Source organism: Lactobacillus sp. XV31L, assembly GCF_059900865.1.
In genome coordinates this window covers 17,146-38,382 of the sequence record NZ_JBWXGC010000002.1, presented here as the reverse complement: position 1 = coordinate 38,382, position 21,237 = coordinate 17,146, and the positions used below count along the sequence as shown (strand labels likewise).

Here is a 21,237-nt window from a genome sequence, read left to right as displayed (position 1 = left end):
ATGGATGAACAAAATACTAAGCAGTCTGTTTGGGCGCAAGAAATACCAGTCAGGGAACAATTCAGTATCTTCAAGCGGTTGCTGCGCTTTGTGCTGCACTTCAAAAGGGAGATGATTATTGCCGGTATCGGTGCTTTTTTGGTCAGCGTTATTAACGTGCTCTTGCCATATGGTCTGCAGTACTTTTTGGACAATTACCTGGTCAAGGTTGACGTAACCACGCAAGTAATCTTGTTTGCTGGTCTGCTCTATGCCTTAGGATCTGTTATTAAGGGCATCCTTCAGTTTACCTATGAGTATTTCTTCGCCCTAGGTTCGGAAAAGTCGCTAGAGGGATTGCGCTTGGAACTTTACCAAAAATTGCATACCTTAGGGATGCGCTACTTTGACCAGACACCTGCAGGCTCGATTGTGTCCCGAGTAACCAACGACACGATGACCCTGAGCAATTTCTTGACGGTTTTGTCCAGTGTAGTCATTTCATTTTTCTCAATTATTTCAGCCTTGGTAGCCATGTTTTCGACTAACTTTTGGGCGGGAATCATTGTGCTAGCCTTTTTGCCCCTGCTCTTGTTTATTATTTGGGAATATTCTAAGCGTAGCTCCAAGCTCTACCGTAGCTACCGGGAACGACTCAGTCGGATCAACACTAACCTGAATGAATCCATTGAAGGTGTTTCATTGATCCAGCAATTCAAGCAGGAAGATCGCATGACTGGTAACTTTGAGCAGGAAAATTCAGCCCTGATGAAGACCCGGTTTTATATGATTAATCTTAACTCGCTCTTGCTTTCACCGTTAACTAGCCTCTTATATTCTTTGGCATTGGCATTAACCTTGATGTACTTCGGCTTTCCTTTGCGGTCTACTTTTGTTCCGGCCGGAGTGGTTTACGCATTTTCCCAGTATATTTCCCAATTTTTCAACCCTATTTCCAATATGATGGACCAGATGACCTTCTTCCAGGACGGTATCGTTGCCGGTAAGCGTATCTTTCGCATACTTGACAATACTGACTATGAACCTGAGCAGGATGCCCAGGAAGGACTAACAGTCAGCCAGGGTAAGATTGAATTTAAGCATGTAAGTTTTTCTTATGACGGCAAAAATGAAATTCTCCACGATATTTCCTTTACTGTTAATCCTGGTGAAACGTTGGGGATAGTTGGTCATACTGGATCGGGCAAGAGTTCGATTATCAACGTGATGATGCGGTTTTATGAATTTTACCAGGGTGAAGTCCTGATTGATGGGGTTGACATTAAGAAATATCCCAAAGCCGAATTGCGCCAAAAGTTGGGCCTAGTTCTGCAGGAGCCCTTCATGTTCTATGGCGACATCAATTCTAATATCAGACTATACAACGAGAATATTACTGATGAAGAGATTGCAGAAGCCGCTAAAACCGTCCAGGCAGATAGTTTTATCAAAAATCTGCCCGGCCAGTATCATGCCAAAGTAGGTGAAGGTGGAGGCGAATTTAGCCAGGGCCAGCGGCAACTAATTTCCTTTGCCAGGACGCTGGTAACTGATCCGAAGATTTTAGTCTTGGATGAGGCCACGGCAAACGTTGATACTGAGACTGAAACGCTTATCCAAGAGGGATTAAAGAGTTTACGTCGCGGCCGGACTACATTAGCGATTGCACACCGTTTGTCAACGATTGTCGATGCCGACCAAATTATTGTTTTGGATGATGGCCACATTGTTGAGCAGGGAACGCATGCCCAATTGCTGGAGCACAAGGGCTATTATTACAACTTATATTCACTGCAAAATGGTCAAAAATAAGGTGGCTATTTGTGAAAAAGATATTTTTTAAAAGATTATTGATAACGGTTACATAAAGGAGTAGATTAAGAATATAGTTTTAATTGACTTGTGAATTTTGATAATTAAGAAGGAGAATATTATGGAATACCATAAGATTAATCAAACCGATTTGGAGAATTTACAAAAATTCATTACCGATCCAGAGCGTTTTGTTACCAAGCCAAACGAGCATTGGGACCATGACCAGTTCAGGACCATTAAAGCAATGCCTGACTTGGTCATTCAACCGGTTAACAATGAGGAGGTCATGCATGTTGTAAAGTATGCAAGTGACCACAACATTCCCTTGGTACCAAGAGGTAACTCAACTGGATTGATGGGGGCAAACTTGTCCGTTGAAGGTGGTATTTCTCTTGATATGATCAAAATGAACAAGGTCTTAGAGTATGATCCAGACAGTTTAACCATGACCGTGCAGGCGGGAATGAGGTTGAATGATCTTGATTCATACTTAGAAGACAAGCCTTTTGCTTACATGCCGGCTCCAGCCATGCACTGGGCCACAATTGGCGGCAATGTTTCCACGAATGCTGGTGGCTTGAAGGCCATCAAGTATGGTGTTACGCGGGAACATATTCGTGAGTTGAAAGTGGTTTTGACCGACGGCAAGTTGTACAAGTTTGGTTCAAAAGCTGTCAAGTCATCTTCAGGCTATTCCCTAAGGGATTTAGTTATTGGCGCCGAAGGAACGCTAGGAGTTGTTACTGAAATTACGTTGCGGCTTTACCCAAGACCACGCAAGTCAATTAATGCCGTCATTCCTTTCCCAACTTTGAATGATGCTATCAGGTCTGTTCCTGCTATTTTGGCTTCAGGAGTGGTTCCGACTACAGTAGAGTTTATGGGGCGTAAGGTTATTGACCTGTGGGAAAAGTTTGCTGATGATCAATTTCCGATTAAACAAGGCGATGGTTTTATCATTATTGGGATTGATTCGTTCACGGATGACGAATGGCGTGCTGAATTAGACCGGACACTTGAAGTGGCAAAGGGCTTTAAAGCAGGAGACGCAATTGTGATGAGTGCAGATTCTGAAGAAGCCAAGAAGGTGTGGAAGTGTCGTGAAGAATTATTGCTGGCAATCCAGCAATCTACGCCGAAAATGGATGAAATCGATGTCTGTGTGCCAATCAACCATATTCCAGAAGTTTTGGACCGGATTGAGGAGCTTGAAGCTGAATTGAATATTCGCATTCCAAACTTTGGTCACGCCGGCGATGGCAACCTGCACATTTACCTGTGTTCAGATGACATGACTGATGAAGAGTATGCAAAAATCAGCAATATTGTTATTTCAGAATTATACAAGACGGCTAAGTCTTTGGATGGCAACATGTCTGGTGAACATGGCATTGGTTATGCTCGTGCAAACTACTATGAGGACTTCTATGGGCACGACTACACTGAATTGCTAAGAGAAGTTAAGAAGCTATTCGATCCGCACTATGTCCTTAACCCAGGCAAGATCTTTAAAGAAGAATAGAAAATTGGACTAACAAAAAAGCATGGCTTTAAGCCATGCTTTTTGTTTTGTTACTTGGTAACCATATAATTTCTCGTCATTGGCAAGTTCTTGCCGGATGGTCCCTTGCTCAAAAGGTACTGGACTACATCAATGTTGCCTGACTCAAAAGAAGCAGCACAGGCCTGCAGGTATAAGTCCCACATCCTGACAAAACGTCCGCCCATCTTGCTTTCAATTGTTTCTCGCTGCTTGTTAAAGTTTTTGTCCCAAATCTCAAGCGTTCGCTGGTAGTGGCGCCTTAGCATCTCAACATCATCGATTTGGAGGTTGCTCGAAATAATGTGCTGGACGTTTTCACTCAAACCAGGAACATAGCCACCTGGGAAAATATACTTGTCGAGCCAGGCATTGCTGGCCCCGCCTTGTTGGCGGGTAATGCCATGAATCAAGGCTACGCCATCTTTTTTGAGGTACTTGGCCACATCGTCAAAATACTGGCCCAAGTTTTCCTTACCCACGTGTTCGAACATGCCAACAGAAGTGATATAGTCCCACTCTTGGTCGCCTAGTTCGCGGTAGTCTTCAAGCTTGACCTCAGCTACATCTTGCAGATTTTGGTCGTAAATCTTCTTTTGGACCAGTTTGTACTGCTCCTCACTCAAAGTTACGCCCGTGACCTTGAGACCATATTCTTTAGCTGCAGTGAGCATCAGGGTGCCCCAACCGCAGCCAATGTCGAGTAGAGTTTTGCCCTTGCTGGGATGCAATTTATCAAGTATGTGATGAATTTTTGCATACTGTGCCTTTTCCAGGTCATCCGGGTTGTCATCGTCAAAGTAAGCGCAAGAATAAGTAAGGGTAGGGTCTAGCCACAATTTGTAGAAGTCGTTGCCAATATCGTAGTGACTTTGGACGTCTTTTTCACTTTGCTGTTCAGTATGTTTGTCGTGAGGCATGAACTTGCGAAATTTCTTAGCTCGTAAAAAACTGCTGGTACTGTCATAGGCCCCGCAAATCAGCTTTTGCAAACTTCCCTTAATCTCAATCCGCTTGTCCATGTATGCCTCACCCAGGGCTAGGGAGGCGTTATTCATGATGGAAGCAATTGGAATTTTTTCGTTAAAAATAATTTCGATGCTAGGATTGCCATTTCCGTAAACTTCACTCTTGCCATCCCAGTAAGTAACCTTAACTGGAAAAGGAAACGATTTGCTTAACATCTTCTTATAAAAAGCTTTTTCTAACAATTTATTGGTCCTTCCATTAATTTTATTTTGCTCATTCTGTCTATTTTAACACTAGCAAAAAAGATTGAATCGCTAAATGATTCAATCTTTTATTTAGCCAGGTAGTGAAAGTGGGGATTTTGCTCATAATCAAGTTCATTCCAGGCTGTCTGCATCTGCTTGTCCAGCACTGCTTCATTGTCATGGTTTAACTTAATCTTGCGGTCAACGTAGATGGGTTTTCCAAAGCAAACTTCTAAAGGTTGCCGCTTGAGTAGTCCAATAAAGCTTAAGGGGCCTTGGTAGACAACAGGCACAATCGGCGTGCCAGAAAGCTTGGCAATTGCGATTGTGCCGCCCTTTAATTCTGTTGAATGGCGCGTTCCAGACGGAAAAATGATTAAGGAATAATTTCCCTTTTTTAACCCATTAATTGGAATCTTTAATGCTGATGGTCCCGGGTGGGCGCGATCAACAGGGAAGGCGTGGGCATGTTTAAGAATGTACCGCAAAAAGGGATTCTTAAAGAGTTCAATCTTGGCCATGAACATAAATTCTTTGGGACTGCCTGCTAAGGCAAATAGGATTGGCTCCCACCATGTGCGATGCGGAGCTGCTAGAATATAATTGCCTTCGGGAATTCGTTCCTTGTGGTTGACATGTAGGTGCCCGTTGAGCAGCCACACAATTAAGCGGGCAACTGGGCGAATAAAGTGGTAAAACATAATTTCCTCCAATTGATGTAGAATATTATAGCAGAGCTTAATAAGAGGATAAAATTTTTATGGACAATTTGCAAAGAAATGAACGGATCGACTATATGTATAGCGATGACCTGAAAATCATCCAGGATAAGACATCTTTTAGTTTTTCGCTTGATACCTTACTACTTGCAGCCGCTGCCAAGGATGCAATTAACGATAAGTCAAAAGTGGCTGACCTGTGTGCAGGAAATTGTGCTGCTACAATGTATATGGCTTACTTCAACCAGGCCAAGTATGATGCAGTTGAAATTCAGGAAGAAGTGGCTTCACAAGCTAGACGGTCCATTGAACTTAATCAGATGGAAAACCGGATCAAGGTGTACCAAAAGAATGTTAAGGATGCGCATGATTTTTTACGCAAAGATACCTACGACATTGTGGTAGTTAATCCACCATACTTTAAGGTTAGCCCAGATCATAAGGTTAATCCAGACCCCAAAAAGGCAATTGCGCGTCATGAAATCTTGGTTAACCTGGAAGAAATAATCAGCGTAGCCAGTGGCCTTTTAAAGATGAAGGGCAAGCTCTTCATGGTTCACCGTCCTGAGCGCTTAGGCGATATCGCCTACCTATGTATCAAGCATGACCTCAGCGTCAAAGTGGTGCAGCCTTATGTTGCCCATCGCGGTGAAGATAGCAACCTAGTTGTCATTGAAGCGGTTAAGCATACTGGAAGTGATGGCCTGCTTTTAAGGGATGCAATTGAGGTGCATGACCAGGCTGGCAACTACCTGCCTGCGATCCAGCGCATTATTCGTGAACCAGATGAGGACAGAGACGAACGCCACAAGCAAAAAAAATATTATTTTTATGTACTTTTGTGCAATGATGGCACCTTTTATGGTGGCTTCACTGATGACTTAGATAAGCGCCTGATTGCCCATAACAGCGGTAAGGGGGCCAAGTACACCAAAGCCCGTCGCCCCGTCAAAATGATTTATCACGAGCAATTTAATGACAAGCGGCTGGCTATGAAGCGGGAATATTGGTTCAAGCACCACCCGAGAAAGTGGAAGGAAGAGTTCTTGCAAGAGCACAGAGTTGATTTTTAGGCTTGCATCTTGCCTGCTAATCTTGTATGATTTTAAGGTGTGCTTTAATAGACACACTTGTAAAATACATCAAGGGCGATCAACGTTTTGGTGCCACACAATGGTGAGACGTTGAAATGACCGCTTGAGAGGATTAAAACCATAGGAGGAATTATTATGTCAGAAGTTTCAATGAAACAATTGCTTGAAGCCGGTGTTCACTTCGGTCACCAAACCAGAAGATGGGATCCAAAGATGGCTCCGTACATTTTCACACAGAGAAACGGTATCTACATCATTGACTTGCAGAAGACAATCAAGATGTTAGATGACGCTTATGCCTTTGTTAGAGCTGTTGCTCAAGATGGTGGCGTTATTCTCTTTGTTGGTACAAAGAAGCAAGCGCAAGATGCAATTGCTGAAGAAGCAACCCGTGCTGGTCAATACTTTATTAACCAACGCTGGCTTGGCGGTACTTTGACTAACTGGAAGACTATCCAGAGCCGAGTACAAAGATTAAAAGATTTAAAGAAGATGTCAGAAGATGGTACCTTTGATGTATTACCAAAGAAGGAAGCCTCACTTTTGACTAAGGAAAAGGACAAGCTGGAAAGATTCTTGGGCGGTATTGAAGATATGCCAAGAATTCCAGATGTTTTGTTCGTAGTTGACCCAAAGAAGGAAAAGATTGCGGTTCACGAAGCTAACATTCTGGGTATCCCAGTTGTAGCCATGGTTGACACCAACACTGATCCAGACCCAATTGACGTAGTTATTCCTTCAAACGATGATGCTATCCGTGCTATTCGCTTGATTTCTGGTGCTATGGCTGATGCCGTAATCGAAGGCAAGCAAGGCGCTGATGAAGGCGAAAGTGCTGAAGCAGAAATGGCTAAGGGCAGCGAAAAAGCTGAAGCAGAAGGCTATGAAGAAGCTGCCAAGGCTGATGAAACTGCAATTGAAGAGAACGCAGACAAAGACTAGTTTTTACTGTTAGGCTTTTATTTGGAAGGATACATTAATGGCTAATATTACTGCTAAACAAGTTAAAGAGTTACGTGATCGTACCGGTGCCGGCATGATGGATGCCAAAAAGGCTTTAGTTAAAGCTGATGGAGACATTGAAAAGGCAATCGACATTTTGAGAGAAAATGGTGTTGCCAAGGCTGCTAAGAAGAGTGGCCGAATTGCAGCTGAGGGTCTTGCTGAATTTGCCTTTAACGGCAACACAGGTGCCCTAGTTGAAGTCAACTCAGAAACAGACTTTGTTTCATCAAACGACAAGTTCATCAAATTAGTCGATGATGTTACTAAGGCTATTCTGGCAGCTAAACCTGCTAATGTTGAAGAAGCATTGAAGGCACCAATGAACGGCTCAACTGTTGGCGATGCAATCACCAATTTGACTGCTGTGATTGGCGAGAAGATTACTTTAAGAAGATTTGACTTGGTTTCAAAGAACGATGACGAAGTATTCGGTGCTTACAAGCATAATGGTGGTGCAATTGTTGCTTTGGTTACCCTTAAAGGCGCCAGCGAAGAAGCAGCTAAGAACATTGCGATGCACGTTGCTGCTATCAACCCAGAATACTTGAATAAGGAATCTGTTCCTAAAGCTGACTTTGATCGGCAAAAGGAAGTCTTCACTAAGGAAACCGAAAATGAAGGTAAGCCTGCCAAGATTATTCCTAAGATCGTCGAGGGCCGGGTTAACAAGTACTTAAGTGAAATCTGCTTGGTTGACCAACCTTACGTCAAGGATGGCGACATGACAGTTGCTGAGTATGCTAAGTCACAAAATTGTGAAGTTGTTGGCTTTGCCCGCTACGAAGTGGGCGAAGGCATCGAAAAGAAGCAAGAAGACTTTGCAGCTGAAGTTCAAGAACAAATGAAATAAGTATATTAAGTAAAAGGCTCTTATCTATATAGATAAGAGCCTTTTTGCATATAAAAGCCGTCCAGCATGGTAAATAACTGGGCGGCTTTATTTTTAAGGAAAAGTATGTGTTACCTCACTGCCAATTATACCAGCTTAAAAAATAGTGGTTACCAATGTGATCGCTTAAGTTCGTATACATAAATTTAGCAAAACTTTAAATCATCTGCTTTTGCTCATCATGATTGAAAGGCATTTGGTTAACTGTGCTATTTTTACAAAATAGTTAAGATCAATGACTGATTCTTTAAGCGATAAAAGTTGACTCCTTTCGTTTTGTTATCTACATTTGTCCGCTTTGTATGGTAGAATAATTTAAGTTAATAGAGGAGGTTGTCATGACTGAAGTCAAATATCATCGCATTGTTTTGAAAATTTCTGGTGAAGCTTTGGCCGGTAAAGAGGGGACTGGAATTAACCCAACGGTCATCAGCCACTTAGCCCAAGAAATCAAGTCAGTACACGACTTGGGAGTCGATATCGGCATTGTATGCGGCGGCGGCAATATGTGGCGCGGCGAAACAGGCGCCAAGCTTGGAATGGAACGCTCGCAAGCAGATTACATGGGTATGCTTGCTACCATTATGAACGGTTTAGCTCTTCAGGATGGTTTGGAGCATGTCGGCGTTCCTACTAGACTGCAGACATCAATTGAAATGCGGCAAATTGCAGAACCATACATCAGAAGAAAGGCAATCCGGCACCTTGAAAAGGGCCGGGTAGTAATCATGGGTGGTGGAACTGGCAACCCTTATTTTTCCACTGATACGACAGCGGCGCTGCGAGCTGCTGAGATCGGCGCCAATGTAATCTTAATGGCCAAAAATGGCGTTGACGGGGTTTACTCCGCTGATCCCAAAATTGACCCAAATGCCAAAAAGTATAGTGAATTAACTCAGCTTGACGTGATTTCCAAGAACTTAAGAGTCATGGATAGAACGGCCAGTTCGCTATCAATGGATACAAATATCCCACTAATTGTGTTTAATGTTAATACCGAAGGCAACATTAAGAAGGTTGTCATGGGTGAGCATATCGGAACAGTAATTGAAGGAGGAAAATAATGAACAACGATGCTATTAAAAAAGCGCAGGAGAACATGGACAAGTCAATCAATGTTTTTGAAAAAAACTTGCGCTCAATTCGTGCTGGCGTGGCTAATGCCGCTATTCTAGATGGGATTCAGGTTGACTATTATGGAGCACCAACACCCTTAACTCAGATGTCGAGCATAACAATTCCAGAACCACGAGTGCTATTAATTACCCCATACGATCAAAACAGTCTTGACAACATCGAACATGCGCTTATGGCTTCAAATCTAGGGTTAACACCAGCTAATGATGGCAAGGTAATCAGATTGGTAATTCCGCAATTAACGGGTGAACGCCGGCAAGAAATTGCCAAGCAAGTAAATCAGCTGGCTGAAGAAGGAAAAATTTCGATCAGAAATGTCCGTCGGGATGCAATGAATAGCCTTAAAAAGCAGCTAAAGGATGATGAAATTACCGAAGATGAGCAACGTAATCTGGAAAAACAAGTTCAAAAGATTACTGATGATGCCACTAAGCAAGTTGACCAATTGGCTGACCAAAAACGTAAAGAAATTACGCAAGGCTAATTAAATGGCAGAAAAAAGAAACCAGCTTAACCACCTTGCAATTATCATGGATGGCAATGGTCGTTGGGCCAGAAAGCAGGGTAAACCACGCATTGCTGGCCACTATGAAGGCATGAATAACGTTGAGCGTATTACCCTGGCAGCTGACCAGCTAGGGATCAAAGTCTTGTCTCTTTATGCCTTTTCTACGGAAAATTGGGCTCGGCCCAAAGAAGAAGTGGCATATTTGATGAATCTGCCCGTTCGCTTCTTTGATAAGTTCATGCCTACTCTGATGGAGAATAACGTCAAGGTCAATATTATGGGCTACTTAGAAGAATTGCCAGCCAAAACACGGGCAATCGTGGAAAAAGCAATGGTGGAGACGGCAGACAATACTGGTCTAATTTTGAATTTTGCTTTTAATTATGGATCAAGAAGTGAGATTACTTCTGCTGTCAAGGAACTAGGCAGCTTGGTCGAAACAGGAGCTATTACCAGTGACCAGATTGATGAACAGATGATTGCCAGCAGGTTGATGACGGCTAAACTGGGTGGATATGACGATCCCGACTTACTAATCAGAACGTCTGGGGAACAACGAATCTCCAACTTTATGCTGTGGCAGTTAGCCTATGCGGAGCTCGCCTTCAGTCTCAAAAACTGGCCAGATTTTACTGCACAAGACTTACAAGAATTTGTCAGTGATTTTCAGAATCGTCACCGCCGCTTTGGTAAGGTTGACGAGTCAGATAGTTAGGTAAAGATATGAAACAACGTGTAATTACAGCAGTTATTGCTTTAATATTGTTTATTCCCATTGTCCTAATGGGCGGTGCCTGGATGGATTGGCTGACCGTGGCTTTTGCGGCAGTGGGCATTAGTGAAATCTTTTTGATGAAAAAGCAGATCTTGGTCTCAGTGAATTTTTTACTGGCACTTTTTGCAACGATCACTTGGGCGGTGCCTGACAGCTTTTTTAGTGGTGCACCCTTTCACTGGTCCAAGTATGGGGTCTACTTTGCACTGATTATGCTGATGTTGACCTGGACGGTTCTGTCTAAGAACAAGACAACCTTTGATGATGTGGGTGTGTACACGCTCGGATCTTTGTACATAGGAACGGGCTTTCATTACATGGCCAGCATCAGGAATAGTTCAAGCGGACTAGCGCTGCTTTGCTATATTTTTGTAGTTGTTTGGCTGACTGATACTGGTGCCTATATGATTGGTCGTAAGATTGGCAAACATAAGTTATGGCCCACAATTAGCCCTAATAAAACTTGGGAAGGCTCTATTGGCGGCACTTTGTGTGCTGTTGTATGTGCCGCAATTTATGTTTACTTTGTCGACACTGGTTATTCACTAGTGCAAATGATTGTCATTGCATTAGTTTTATCGATTGTTGGCCAGATGGGTGATCTGGTTGAATCAGCTTACAAACGGTATTATGGCGTAAAAGATTCGGGTAAGATTTTGCCCGGACACGGTGGAATATTGGATCGCTTTGACAGCATGTTGTTTGTCTTACCGGTTTTCGCTGCTTTACTGGGTATAGTGCACTAGGAGAGTTCTAATTGAAGGGTATACTGATTTTTTTAGTTGTATTTGGCCTCTTGGTCTTTGTCCATGAGTTTGGGCACTTTATCGTTGCCAAAAGGTGTGGTATTTTAGTGCGCGAATTTTCAATCGGCATGGGACCCAAACTGTTTCAAGTAAGGCGCAATCCTACTACCTATACGATTCGCTGGCTACCTTTAGGCGGATATGTCCGCCTAGCCAGTAAAGACGATGGTGCAGCTTTGGCTCCCGGCATGACAGTTATTTTGCAGTTGAATGATCAAGACCAGGTTACCAGAATTGATGCATCAGAATCCGACTTGCCAATTGAGGGTATACCGGTTCAGATTACCAAGGCTGACCTGGTTGATGATCTAGTAATTACTGGTTATGAAAATGGTGACGAAGAAAAGATTGTTAGCTACCATGTAGACCACGATGCTACTATTATTGACTCTTCAAAGACAGAATTAATTATTGCTCCACGCGATACGCAGTTTCAAGAGGCTAGTGTTTGGCGCAAGCTTGCTACTAATTTGGCTGGGCCTCTGATGAATATTCTTTTGGGCTTTGTTGTTTTTATGGTTTGGACTTTTACTGTACCGGGTCCGGCAACGACCACGATTAATAAGGTGGTAGCGGGTTCTCCAGCAGCAAGCGCTCAGGTGAAAACTGGCGCTACTATTCAAGCAATAAATGGGCAAAAAACTACTACTTTTGAAGAAGTTTCCCGTCAAATTGACCAAAGCAAAGGCCACCCAATTTACCTTGAACTGTCTAAAAATGGGCAAACTCAGAAAGTTAGGGTACAACCTAAGGCAGTTAAAGTACAAAAGCAAACCACCTACCAAATCGGTATTCAGGCTCAAAGTGATGAACATTTCATGGCCAAACTCAAGCGTGGCTGGAGTACGGCTGTGTCGACGACTGGAATGATTTTTAGTGCAGTGGGCAACTTGTTTAGACACTTCAGCTTGAATAAGTTATCTGGTCCTGTTGGCATTTATTCGCAGACTTCACAGGTCTCTCAGATGGGCTTTTCATACCTTTTAGCCTTTTTGGCAATGATTTCGATCAACCTGGGAATAGTCAACCTAATTCCTATTCCTGGTCTTGATGGAGGGAAGTTCTTTCTGAATCTGATTGAAATAGTGAGGCGCAAGCCAATTTCAGAAGACCACGAGGCAATCGTTGAATTAATTGGCTTTGGCTTGTTGTTACTTTTAATTATTGCAGTTACTGGCAACGATATTTACCGTTACTTTATTAAATAAGAATAAAAATGTTTTTCTTGGGAGAGAATTAATGCGTCAATCAAAATTGTTTATGCCTACTTTGAAGGAAGCACCTTCGGATGCCGTTGTAGAAAGCCACAAGCTGATGCTTCGTGGTGGCTATGTTCGCCAGGTTACTGCTGGCGTCTATGCATACCTACCGCTTGGCTTTCGCGTTTTAGGCAAGGCTGAAAAGATCATGCGAGAAGAAATGGCCAAGATCGATGTTCCTGAAATGACCATGCCTGAACTTCTGCCATCTTCACTATGGGAAGAATCCGGCCGCTGGCAAAAGTATGGACCTGAAATGTTCAAGTTAGAGGACCGCCACGGTCGTCCTAGCATGTTGGGCCCAACTCACGAGGAAACTTTTACGGAAATTGTAGCCAAAAATCTGAAGAGCTACAAGCAGATGCCAATTGCCCTTTATCAAATTCAAAACAAGTTTCGGGATGAGAATCGTCCTCGCTTTGGTTTGTTGCGGACGCGCGAATTTGTGATGCTTGACGCTTACAGCTTTGCTGCAACTAAAGAACAGCTTGACCAACAATTTGATGATGAAAAGCGGGCTTTTGAGGCTATTTACCGCCGTTGCGGCGTTAAAGTAACACCCGTAATTGCCGACTCAGGAACTATGGGTGGCAAAAATTCAACTGAATTTCAGGCCCCTGCTGCTATTGGTGAGGACACAATTGCAACCAATGAGACAGGTACATATTCTGCCAACTTGGAAATGGCTGTTAGTCTTGACCAATTTAAGCAGGAGAAGGAAGAATTACTTCCTGTAGAAGAAGTGGCAACACCAGGCCAAGAAACAATTGCGGATTTGGTCAACTTTTTGCATGTTCCTGCTACCAGAATCGTCAAGAGTGTCTTATATATTGTTGACGAGCACAAGCATGTCTTGGTCTTGATTCGCGGCGATAAGCAAGTAAATGAGGTTAAATTGACCCACCTCCTTGATGCAGATTCAGTGCGTGTGGCAACGGACGGAGAACTGCAGCAAATTGCCGGTGTTGGCAAGGGTGGTCTGGGACCGATAAAGGCTGACTGGGCTGACCAGATTATTGCAGATAATACGGTTAAAAACCTGTTCAATGTTATTGTTGGCGCAGGTAAGGACGACTGCCAGCTCAAGAATGTCAACTTGGACCGTGATTTCACGGTTGATCAGTTGGGCGACATTCGCATTGCTAACGAAGGAGAACCAGATCCAATAGACCAGCTTCCTCTCCAATTCACTACCTCGATTGAAGTTGGTCACATCTTTAAGCTTGGTACATACTATACCAAGACGATGGGAGCTGATTTTTTGGATCAAAATGGACGCGCTCAGCCTGTAATTATGGGTTCATACGGAATTGGCGTGACCAGAGTCTTGTCTGCTGTGGTGGAACAGCACTTAACCGAATCAGGCATTGCCTGGCCCAAGGAAATTGCTCCATTTGGTATTCACATTGTACAGATGAAAATGAAAGACCAAGTGCAAACGGACTTAGCTGAACAGCTTGAACAAAAGTATGGAACTAAGTATGATGTCTTATATGATGACCGTAATGAGCGTGCGGGAGTTAAGTTTGCTGATGCTGACCTAGTTGGCGCACCACTGCGCATCACTATTGGCAAAAAGGCTGCTGATGGTGTGGTTGAGGTTAAGCGCTCAACAGATGAAAAGGCAGTGGAGATGAATCTTACCGAATTAGATGCTTTTATCAATAAAGAGTTAGGATAATTTTCGTGACTAATAAAAACGAGCTTTTCATACGACTTTTGCAACAAGTTCATTTTCCGGACCAGTTTGCAGACAACGATGTATTGCAAAAGGGCGAAATTGAGAACGTGGATGTTTACGCTAGAGAACATAGGTGGGATATTCATGTTCTTTTTACTACACCCTTAAAGTTTGAAACTTATAATGCACTTCAGAAGGCTATTACCGCCAACTTTTCATCCTTTGTCAAGACGCGCCTGCTGGTTCGCTCACAGGACGGCAATGATGATTATTTGACAGACTATTGGCATTATGCAGTGCAAAATTCGCAGATTTTGCAGCCCGTGGCTCGTGAATTTATTTCCAGCCATAAACCAAAAAAGGAGCAGGGTCGCTGGATCATTCCCGTTGACAACTTGGTTGTTGATGGCCTGATTGAGCAGTCAATGCTGGACCAACTTGCTGAAGAGATGCGAAAGTATGGCTTTTTTAACTTAAAGTTTGTAACTGAAATTGATGAGGAAGATTCACAAAGCAACTTGGCCAGTCTCCAGCAGCTTCAAGAGCAGCACGAGCAAGTCATGCAAGAAGCCTATAATGCAGCTCCTCCTAAAGAGCATGCCAAGCCCCAAGGCTATTCAACGCGTAAAACCCGCTATGGCAACCGCAAGCTTGATGAGAGTTTGCCAATCACTCAGATTAAGGAAGTGGCTGATGGCACGCGCAATGTTGTAATTGAGGGCAATATTTTTAATGTTGACCGACGTGAACTAAAGAATGGGTCGGTCATTTTCACTGGCGAAATAACTGACTATACTGATTCCATTTCCTTTAAAAAATTTGTCTCTGATGAAGAGCAAATGAAGAGTATCAGTGCGTTAAAGCCTGGGACATGGGCTAAGATGCAGGGATCAGCGGCAGAAGACCAGTGGTCTCATGATACAGTCTTTAATATTTCCTGCTTTGAAGTAATTGAACATGTGGGTCGCCAGGAAAAATACGAGGGGGCAGAAAAGCGGGTAGAGCTTCACTTACATACCAACATGAGCCAGCTTGATGCCACTAACACAGCGACTGACTTTGTATTAGCAGCCAAAAAATTTGGGCAAAAAGCAGTAGCCATTACCGACCACGCTGATGTTCAAGCCTTTCCTGAAGCATATAGTGCCGGTCACAAGAATGATATCAAGATTATCTATGGTCTTGAAGCTAATATGATTGATGATCATGCGCTACTTGTGCTTAATCCTGCTCCAATGACTTATGAAGACCGCGAGTTTGTGATTTTTGACGTCGAAACAACAGGGCTTTCTTCTGTTTATGACACAATTATTGAAATCGGTGCAGTTAAGATGAAAAATGGGGAAGTGATTGAACGCTTCGACAAGTTTATCAATCCACACCACCCTCTAAGCGAACAGACGATCAACTTAACCTCAATCACTGACGAGATGGTTGGAGCAGCCGATGATGAAGCGGTCGTCATCAAGCAATTCCAAGACTTTTATGGTGACCGCCCGCTATGCGGGCACAATGTTCAGTTTGATATTGGTTTCGTCAATGCAGCTTTGCGCCGAGCGCAGCTTGCAGAAGTAACCCAACCAGTGGTTGATACCCTGGAAGTATCGCGCCTGCTGCACCCGGAGCAGACTAGACACACACTGGATTCGCTGGCTAAGAAGTATAACGTTGTTCTTGAACACCACCACCGGGCCAACCAAGACGCAGAAGCTACTGGCTACTTGATGTTCAAGCTGCTAGCAGCCTTTACCAAAAAATATAATGAAGACGATTTGGGCAAGATGAATGATTATGCTGCCCGAGGTCAGATCTTCAAGCGGGCTCGTCCGCAGCACATGACAATTATTGCGCAAACGCAGGCAGGACTTAAAAATTTGTACCGCTTAGTTTCGCTTGCTAGCACCAAGTACTTCTATCGAATACCGCGAACACCCAAGTCAGACTTGCTCAAAAACCATGAGGGCTTGTTATATGGCTCTGGCTGCTTGGAAGGTGAAGTATTCGTCGCCATGATGCAGAAGGGCTATGATGAAGCTCGTAAAAAGGCTAGATTTTATGACTACTTGGAAGTGCAACCGCCTGCAAATTATGCAGAAATGATTGCCAGCCATCTCATTACTGATGAAGCTGAGCTTGAAGAAATTTTGACCAATATTTACAAGCTTGGTAAGGAGTTGGGTAAGCCAGTTGTGGCTACAGGGGATGCCCACTATCTTGAAAAACACGAGGCGGTCTACCGCACAATTTTGATTGCTGCACAAAGAAGCAATCCTGACCGCAACAAGAAGCAGCCTGATTTGCATTTCTACACCACGCAGGAGATGCTTGAAGCATTCAGCTTCTTAGGAGAAGATGCAGCCAAGGAAATAGTTATTACTAATCCCAATAAGATTGCTGCAGCTACAGAAGAGATCGCTCCAATCAAGGATGGATTATATCCACCACACATTGAAAATGCTGATGAAGAAATGAAGCGGTTAACCTTTGACAAGGCCCATGAATTATACGGCGATCCTCTGCCTAAAATTGTTCAAGACCGTCTAGATATGGAATTGAATTCGATCATTTCCAATGGTTATGCGGTTATTTACTTGATCTCGCAGCGTTTGGTTGCAAAGTCAAACAAGGATGGCTACTTGGTCGGTTCAAGAGGATCTGTTGGTTCAAGTTTAGTAGCTACAATGTCCGGAATTACTGAAGTTAATCCATTGGCGCCTCATTATCGCTGCCCAGAGTGCCATTATTCTAAGTTTTTTGAAAATGGTGAGTATGGCTCTGGCTATGACTTGCCTGATGACAAGTGTCCTGAATGTGGTGCTGAACTAGTCAAAGATGGCCAAGATATTCCCTTTGCCACTTTCTTAGGCTTTCATGGCGACAAGGTTCCTGATATTGATTTGAACTTTTCAGGAGACTACCAGCCGGTAGCGCACAACTTTATCCGCGTAATGTTTGGCCCGGGGAACTCTTATCGTGCGGGTACAATTGCCACTGTTGCAGATAAGACTGCCTACGGCTATGCTAGGCATTATGATGAAGAAAAGGAATTAAACTTGCGCCGGGCTGAACTTGACCGCCTGGCTGCTGGCGTCAGTGGTGTTAAACGAACGACTGGGCAGCATCCGGCCGGTATCGTGGTTGTTCCTGATGATATGGATATTTATGACTTTACACCTGTGCAGTACCCTGCTGATGATGTGAATGCAGCCTGGCTGACCACCCACTTTGACTTCCACTCCATTCATGATAATATTTTAAAATTTGATATTTTAGGCCATGATGACCCAACCATGATCAGGATGCTGCAAGATCTTTCGGGTGTCGATCCCTTGACCATTCCTCCGGATGATCCGGGCGTGATGTCTCTGTTTTCTAGTCCTGAAGTTTTGGGCGTAAGTCCAGAGCAGATTCAGTCTAAGACCGGAACGCTAGGCGTCCCTGAATTTGGAACCAGGTTTGTCCGGGGCATGCTTGAAGAGACCAAGCCGACAACTTTTTCAGAATTGCTGCAGATCTCCGGGCTTTCTCATGGTACAGATGTGTGGCTGGGTAATGCTGAAGAGTTAATCGACAATGGAACTTGCAAGTTAAAAGACGTCATTGGTTGTCGCGACAACATCATGATGGACCTTATCCACTGGGGAGTAAAGCCAGAAGTGGCCTTTTCCACGATGGAATCGGTCCGCCACGGTCGCGGCATCAGCGACGAAGACATGGCTGAATTGAAAAAGAATGACAAGATCCCAGACTGGTATATTCCGTCTTGTCTCAAGATCAAGTACATGTTCCCTAAAGCCCACGCAACAGCCTATATTCTTATGGCTTTGCGTATTGCCTGGTTTAAGGTCTACTATCCAGAAATTTACTATGCTGCATACTTTTCTGTGCGTGCCGATCTCTTTGACTTGGTTGCAATGAGTCACGGAAAAAACACTGTTAAAAAGGCAATGGCAGATATTCAAAACCAGGGCAATGATGCTTCGGCTAAGGACAAGAGTTTGCTCACAGTTTTGGAAATTGCCAACGAGTGTCTAGAACGCGGGATCAAGATTAAGATGGTTGATATCAATGAGTCCGAAGCTACAAACTTTAAGATAGTCGACGAACATACCATCTTGGCCCCCTTTAATGCTGTGCCCGGATTGGGTATCAATGCGGCCAAACAAATCGTTGCGGCCCGGGCAGAGCAAAAGTTTTTATCAAAAGAGGACCTGGCAAAGCGGGGCAAGGTCTCCCAATCAATTATGGATTACCTTGAGAACAATGAGGTTTTGGCAGGCATGCCTGACCAAAATCAGCTCTCACTCTTTTAAACTTTTGCAGTATTAATATAAATGTGATATACTTCTTATAGAAGTTCGAATAATGATTCGGAGTGAGCAATTTCTGCTCACTCTTTTTATTACGGAGGAAAGTACTTGGCGAAAGTTAAAGATTCTGTTCTTGCAGAGATCAAACCAATCATTGCGGCGCGTAATGACGAATTTGTAGATATGGAATACGTAAAAGAACGGGGACAAAATTATCTTAGGATATACGTTGACCGTGAAAATGGCATCGATATGGATGAAATCGCCGGCTTAAGCGAGTTGATCTCGGCTAAGCTGGATGAGATTTCCCCTGATCCACTCCCTGATCCCTATGTCTTGGAAGTATCCTCACCTGGCGTTGAACGCCCACTCAAGTCCGAGAAAGACTGGCAAAAGGCGCTGAATAATTATGTTCATGTTAGCCTCTACCAAAAAGTTGAAGGTGAAAAGGAATATGAAGGCACACTTCAATCCTATGACGACGAACAAATTGTACTGGAAATCAAGATCAAAACAAGGCGGCAGACATTAACTATTCCCCGCGAGCTGGTTGCAAGCATTCGGTTTGCAATTGAATTTTAGAAAGGCTGATTAAAACTTATGTCTAAAGAAATGCTAGAGGCGTTTGCGACTTTAGAAAAAACCAAGGGTATCAAGCAGGACGTGATCGTTGAGGCAATTGAAGCCGCACTTGTTGCCGCTTATAAAAAGAATTATAATCAAGCAACCAACGTTGTGGTTGAGTTTGATGAACGCAAGGGCAACTTTAAACTGATGAGTGAAAAGGTTGTTGTTGAAGAAGTTCATGACGACCGCTTGGAGATCAGCTTAAAAGATGCTTTGACGATTAACAAGGCTTATGAATTGGGCGATAAAATTCGGTTTGAAGTTGCACCAAAGAACTTTGGTCGGATTGCTGCGCAAACTGCCAAGCAGGTTATTATGCAGCACTTGCGTGAAGCAGAGCGGAACCATATTATCGATGAATATTCGCAATATGAGGACGAATTGATCACAGGAACAGTTGAAAGACGCGATAATCGCTTTGTTTATGTTAAAATTGGTAATGTTGAAGCAGTGATGCCACGTAATGATCAGATGCCAAATGAAAACTACAACCCACAAGATCAAATTCGGGTCTTGGTGACACATGTTGGTTCTGACCCAAAGGGTGCGCAAATTGTGGTTTCACGTACTGCTCCTGATATGGTTAAACGGCTATTTGAACAAGAAGTTCCAGAAATTTTTGATGGGACGGTTGAAATTGTGTCCATTGCCCGTGAAGCTGGTGACCGAACCAAAATTGCAGTCAAGTCGAATGACCCCAATATTGATCCGGTTGGTACTTGTGTTGGCCAGCGCGGTGCACGGGTCCAAAATGTGGTTAATGAACTTGACGGGGAAAACATTGACGTTGTTAAATATGAAGAAGACCCGTCTGACTTTATTGCTAATGCATTGAATCCAGCTGAAGTCATTGCTGTTCAATTCGGTGATGAAGAGGATGAAAAGAGCGCCTTGGTTATTGTTCCTGATTACCAGCTATCGCTAGCAATTGGCAAAAAGGGGCAGAATGTTCGGTTGGCTGCGCGTTTAACCGGCTATAAGATAGATATTCGACCTGAATCAGAAGTAGAATTTGTTGATGAAGGCACTGATGAGACTAGTGAAGAGGCAAACCCTGAAGTCCCTGATGAAGCAGTAGCGGCCACTGATGAAGACACTGATCCTTCTGTAGAAGAGCAGGACACAGATCTAGATGCAGAAGAGTCTACAGAAGTTGCAGAAGATGATGTGACAGAAGATGAAGATGAGATAGAAACTGCTAGTGACAGTGCAGTAAGTGATGACAGTGAAAGTACTGACGAAGAATAAGGCAAGGGGTGAGTTCTTTTGAAAAAAAGAAAAATTCCAATGCGGAAGGATCTGTTGACCAACACAATGCAGCCTAAAAAAGAATTGGTGCGCATTGTGGTTGACAAAGAAAAACAAGTTTCGGTTGATCCAACTGGAAAGAAACCAGGCCGAGGCGCTTACGTTTCACTTGAACCGAATGAAATCAAACGTGCTCAAAAAAAGGGTATTCTTGAACGAAGCTTGGGAACCAAAGTTCCTGAAAGCTTTTACGAAGAATTATATTCTTATGTTGATCATCAAAAGGCCAGGAAAGAATTATTTGGTGATAAATAAATTTGCAAAGTAAACAAAAAGCATTAAATTTGCTGGGACTTGCCCAGCGAGCTGGGAAGTTGGTTACAGGACTTGAAATGGTCCTTATCGGCCTCAAGGCGCAAAAAGTTAAAGTAGTTATTTTGGCTAATGACAGTCACGCAGATACATGTGAAAAGGTCGCCCGAACTGCAGAACAGAATGACACACAAATCATTACTGACTTTAGCAGCAGCGAAATTTCGCATGCAGTTGGCAAAGAACGCAAGGTATTAGGTATAACTGATGCCGGTTTTTTCAAAGCATTAGTACAAAAGATTAATGAAGGAGTGTGATT

General features: G+C 43.4%; 18 protein-coding genes. 16 read left to right on the top strand and 2 right to left on the bottom strand.

The window, feature by feature from the left end; genetic code table 11:
* Together AC2JF7_RS01755 and AC2JF7_RS01750 are read left to right on the top strand one after the other, a co-directional pair.
* Positions 1-1,791, top strand: coding sequence for an ABC transporter ATP-binding protein (locus tag AC2JF7_RS01755; protein ID WP_500726467.1), 1,791 nt, complete (start codon positions 1-3; stop codon positions 1,789-1,791).
* A gap of 121 nt (positions 1,792-1,912) precedes the next feature.
* Complete coding sequence (locus tag AC2JF7_RS01750; RefSeq protein WP_500726465.1) at positions 1,913-3,316, top strand: FAD-binding oxidoreductase; 1,404 nt, start codon at positions 1,913-1,915, stop codon at positions 3,314-3,316.
* 50 nt (positions 3,317-3,366) lie between these two features.
* Here AC2JF7_RS01750 and AC2JF7_RS01745 read toward each other — a convergent pair whose 3' ends face one another.
* Both AC2JF7_RS01745 and AC2JF7_RS01740 read right to left on the bottom strand, forming a co-directional pair.
* The gene (locus tag AC2JF7_RS01745; RefSeq protein ID WP_500726463.1) at positions 3,367-4,545 is read right to left on the bottom strand and encodes a class I SAM-dependent methyltransferase; all 1,179 of its coding nucleotides are present in this window, start codon (positions 4,543-4,545) and stop codon (positions 3,367-3,369) included.
* 89 nt (positions 4,546-4,634) lie between these two features.
* Positions 4,635-5,249 (bottom strand): lysophospholipid acyltransferase family protein, encoded by a 615-nt coding sequence (locus AC2JF7_RS01740; protein ID WP_500726461.1) that lies wholly within the window; start codon positions 5,247-5,249, stop codon positions 4,635-4,637.
* Between the two features lie 59 nt (positions 5,250-5,308).
* Here AC2JF7_RS01740 and AC2JF7_RS01735 point away from each other — a divergent pair, with 59 nt between their 5' ends.
* The 14 genes from AC2JF7_RS01735 to AC2JF7_RS01670 all read left to right on the top strand — a co-directional run bounded on the left by AC2JF7_RS01735 (position 5,309) and on the right by AC2JF7_RS01670 (position 21,235).
* Positions 5,309-6,340, top strand: coding sequence for a GIY-YIG nuclease family protein (locus tag AC2JF7_RS01735; protein ID WP_500726459.1), 1,032 nt, complete (start codon positions 5,309-5,311; stop codon positions 6,338-6,340).
* 156 nt (positions 6,341-6,496) lie between these two features.
* On the top strand, positions 6,497-7,303 hold the full coding sequence (gene rpsB / locus AC2JF7_RS01730) for a 30S ribosomal protein S2 (protein ID WP_500726456.1): 807 nt from the start codon (positions 6,497-6,499) through the stop codon (positions 7,301-7,303).
* Positions 7,304-7,340: 37 nt separating this feature from the next.
* Positions 7,341-8,216 carry a translation elongation factor Ts gene (gene tsf, locus AC2JF7_RS01725; protein ID WP_500726454.1) on the top strand — a complete coding sequence of 292 codons (876 nt, stop codon included), beginning with the start codon at positions 7,341-7,343 and terminating at the stop codon, positions 8,214-8,216.
* A 377-nt stretch (positions 8,217-8,593) separates the two neighbouring features.
* Positions 8,594-9,319 (top strand): UMP kinase, encoded by a 726-nt coding sequence (gene pyrH / locus AC2JF7_RS01720; protein WP_500726452.1) that lies wholly within the window; start codon positions 8,594-8,596, stop codon positions 9,317-9,319.
* On the top strand, positions 9,319-9,876 hold the full coding sequence (gene frr / locus AC2JF7_RS01715) for a ribosome recycling factor (protein ID WP_500726450.1): 558 nt from the start codon (positions 9,319-9,321) through the stop codon (positions 9,874-9,876). The genes pyrH and frr overlap by 1 nt, the downstream gene beginning before the upstream one ends.
* Before the next feature lie 4 nt (positions 9,877-9,880).
* Entirely contained in the window at positions 9,881-10,615 is a 735-nt protein-coding gene (uppS, locus tag AC2JF7_RS01710; RefSeq protein WP_500726448.1) for an undecaprenyl pyrophosphate synthase, read from the top strand.
* Positions 10,616-10,623: 8 nt separating this feature from the next.
* The gene (locus tag AC2JF7_RS01705; protein ID WP_500726446.1) at positions 10,624-11,421 is read left to right on the top strand and encodes a phosphatidate cytidylyltransferase; all 798 of its coding nucleotides are present in this window, start codon (positions 10,624-10,626) and stop codon (positions 11,419-11,421) included.
* 11 nt (positions 11,422-11,432) lie between these two features.
* Entirely contained in the window at positions 11,433-12,689 is a 1,257-nt protein-coding gene (rseP, locus tag AC2JF7_RS01700) for an RIP metalloprotease RseP (protein WP_500726444.1), read from the top strand.
* A 31-nt stretch (positions 12,690-12,720) separates the two neighbouring features.
* Positions 12,721-14,421 (top strand): proline--tRNA ligase, encoded by a 1,701-nt coding sequence (locus AC2JF7_RS01695; protein WP_500726442.1) that lies wholly within the window; start codon positions 12,721-12,723, stop codon positions 14,419-14,421.
* A gap of 5 nt (positions 14,422-14,426) precedes the next feature.
* The gene (locus AC2JF7_RS01690) at positions 14,427-18,734 is read left to right on the top strand and encodes a PolC-type DNA polymerase III (RefSeq protein WP_500726440.1); all 4,308 of its coding nucleotides are present in this window, start codon (positions 14,427-14,429) and stop codon (positions 18,732-18,734) included.
* A gap of 105 nt (positions 18,735-18,839) precedes the next feature.
* Positions 18,840-19,313 carry a ribosome maturation factor RimP gene (gene rimP, locus AC2JF7_RS01685; RefSeq protein ID WP_500726438.1) on the top strand — a complete coding sequence of 158 codons (474 nt, stop codon included), beginning with the start codon at positions 18,840-18,842 and terminating at the stop codon, positions 19,311-19,313.
* Between the two features lie 18 nt (positions 19,314-19,331).
* Positions 19,332-20,606, top strand: a complete 1,275-nt coding sequence (gene nusA, locus AC2JF7_RS01680) for a transcription termination factor NusA (protein WP_500726436.1) — start codon at positions 19,332-19,334, stop codon at positions 20,604-20,606.
* 18 nt (positions 20,607-20,624) lie between these two features.
* Positions 20,625-20,921 carry an RNase P modulator RnpM gene (gene rnpM, locus AC2JF7_RS01675; RefSeq protein WP_500726434.1) on the top strand — a complete coding sequence of 99 codons (297 nt, stop codon included), beginning with the start codon at positions 20,625-20,627 and terminating at the stop codon, positions 20,919-20,921.
* Positions 20,922-20,923: 2 nt separating this feature from the next.
* Positions 20,924-21,235, top strand: coding sequence for a L7Ae/L30e/S12e/Gadd45 family ribosomal protein (locus tag AC2JF7_RS01670; protein ID WP_500726432.1), 312 nt, complete (start codon positions 20,924-20,926; stop codon positions 21,233-21,235).
* The last annotated feature ends 2 nt before the right edge of the window (positions 21,236-21,237 follow it).

What these genes read in the sequence shown, in the direction of transcription:
- frr (WP_500726450.1), top strand. Translation starts at nt 9,319, where the DNA reads ATGAACAACGATGCTATTAAAAAAGCGCAGGAGAACATGGACAAGTCA.
- rpsB (WP_500726456.1), top strand. Translation starts at nt 6,497, where the DNA reads ATGTCAGAAGTTTCAATGAAACAATTGCTTGAAGCCGGTGTTCACTTC.
- AC2JF7_RS01695 (WP_500726442.1), top strand. Translation starts at nt 12,721, where the DNA reads ATGCGTCAATCAAAATTGTTTATGCCTACTTTGAAGGAAGCACCTTCG.
- pyrH (WP_500726452.1), top strand. Translation starts at nt 8,594, where the DNA reads ATGACTGAAGTCAAATATCATCGCATTGTTTTGAAAATTTCTGGTGAA.
- AC2JF7_RS01735 (WP_500726459.1), top strand. Translation starts at nt 5,309, where the DNA reads ATGGACAATTTGCAAAGAAATGAACGGATCGACTATATGTATAGCGAT.
- tsf (WP_500726454.1), top strand. Translation starts at nt 7,341, where the DNA reads ATGGCTAATATTACTGCTAAACAAGTTAAAGAGTTACGTGATCGTACC.
- uppS (WP_500726448.1), top strand. Translation starts at nt 9,881, where the DNA reads ATGGCAGAAAAAAGAAACCAGCTTAACCACCTTGCAATTATCATGGAT.
- AC2JF7_RS01750 (WP_500726465.1), top strand. Translation starts at nt 1,913, where the DNA reads ATGGAATACCATAAGATTAATCAAACCGATTTGGAGAATTTACAAAAA.
- nusA (WP_500726436.1), top strand. Translation starts at nt 19,332, where the DNA reads ATGTCTAAAGAAATGCTAGAGGCGTTTGCGACTTTAGAAAAAACCAAG.
- AC2JF7_RS01705 (WP_500726446.1), top strand. Translation starts at nt 10,624, where the DNA reads ATGAAACAACGTGTAATTACAGCAGTTATTGCTTTAATATTGTTTATT.
- AC2JF7_RS01740 (WP_500726461.1), bottom strand. Translation starts at nt 5,249, where the DNA reads ATGTTTTACCACTTTATTCGCCCAGTTGCCCGCTTAATTGTGTGGCTG.
- AC2JF7_RS01755 (WP_500726467.1), top strand. Translation starts at nt 1, where the DNA reads ATGGATGAACAAAATACTAAGCAGTCTGTTTGGGCGCAAGAAATACCA.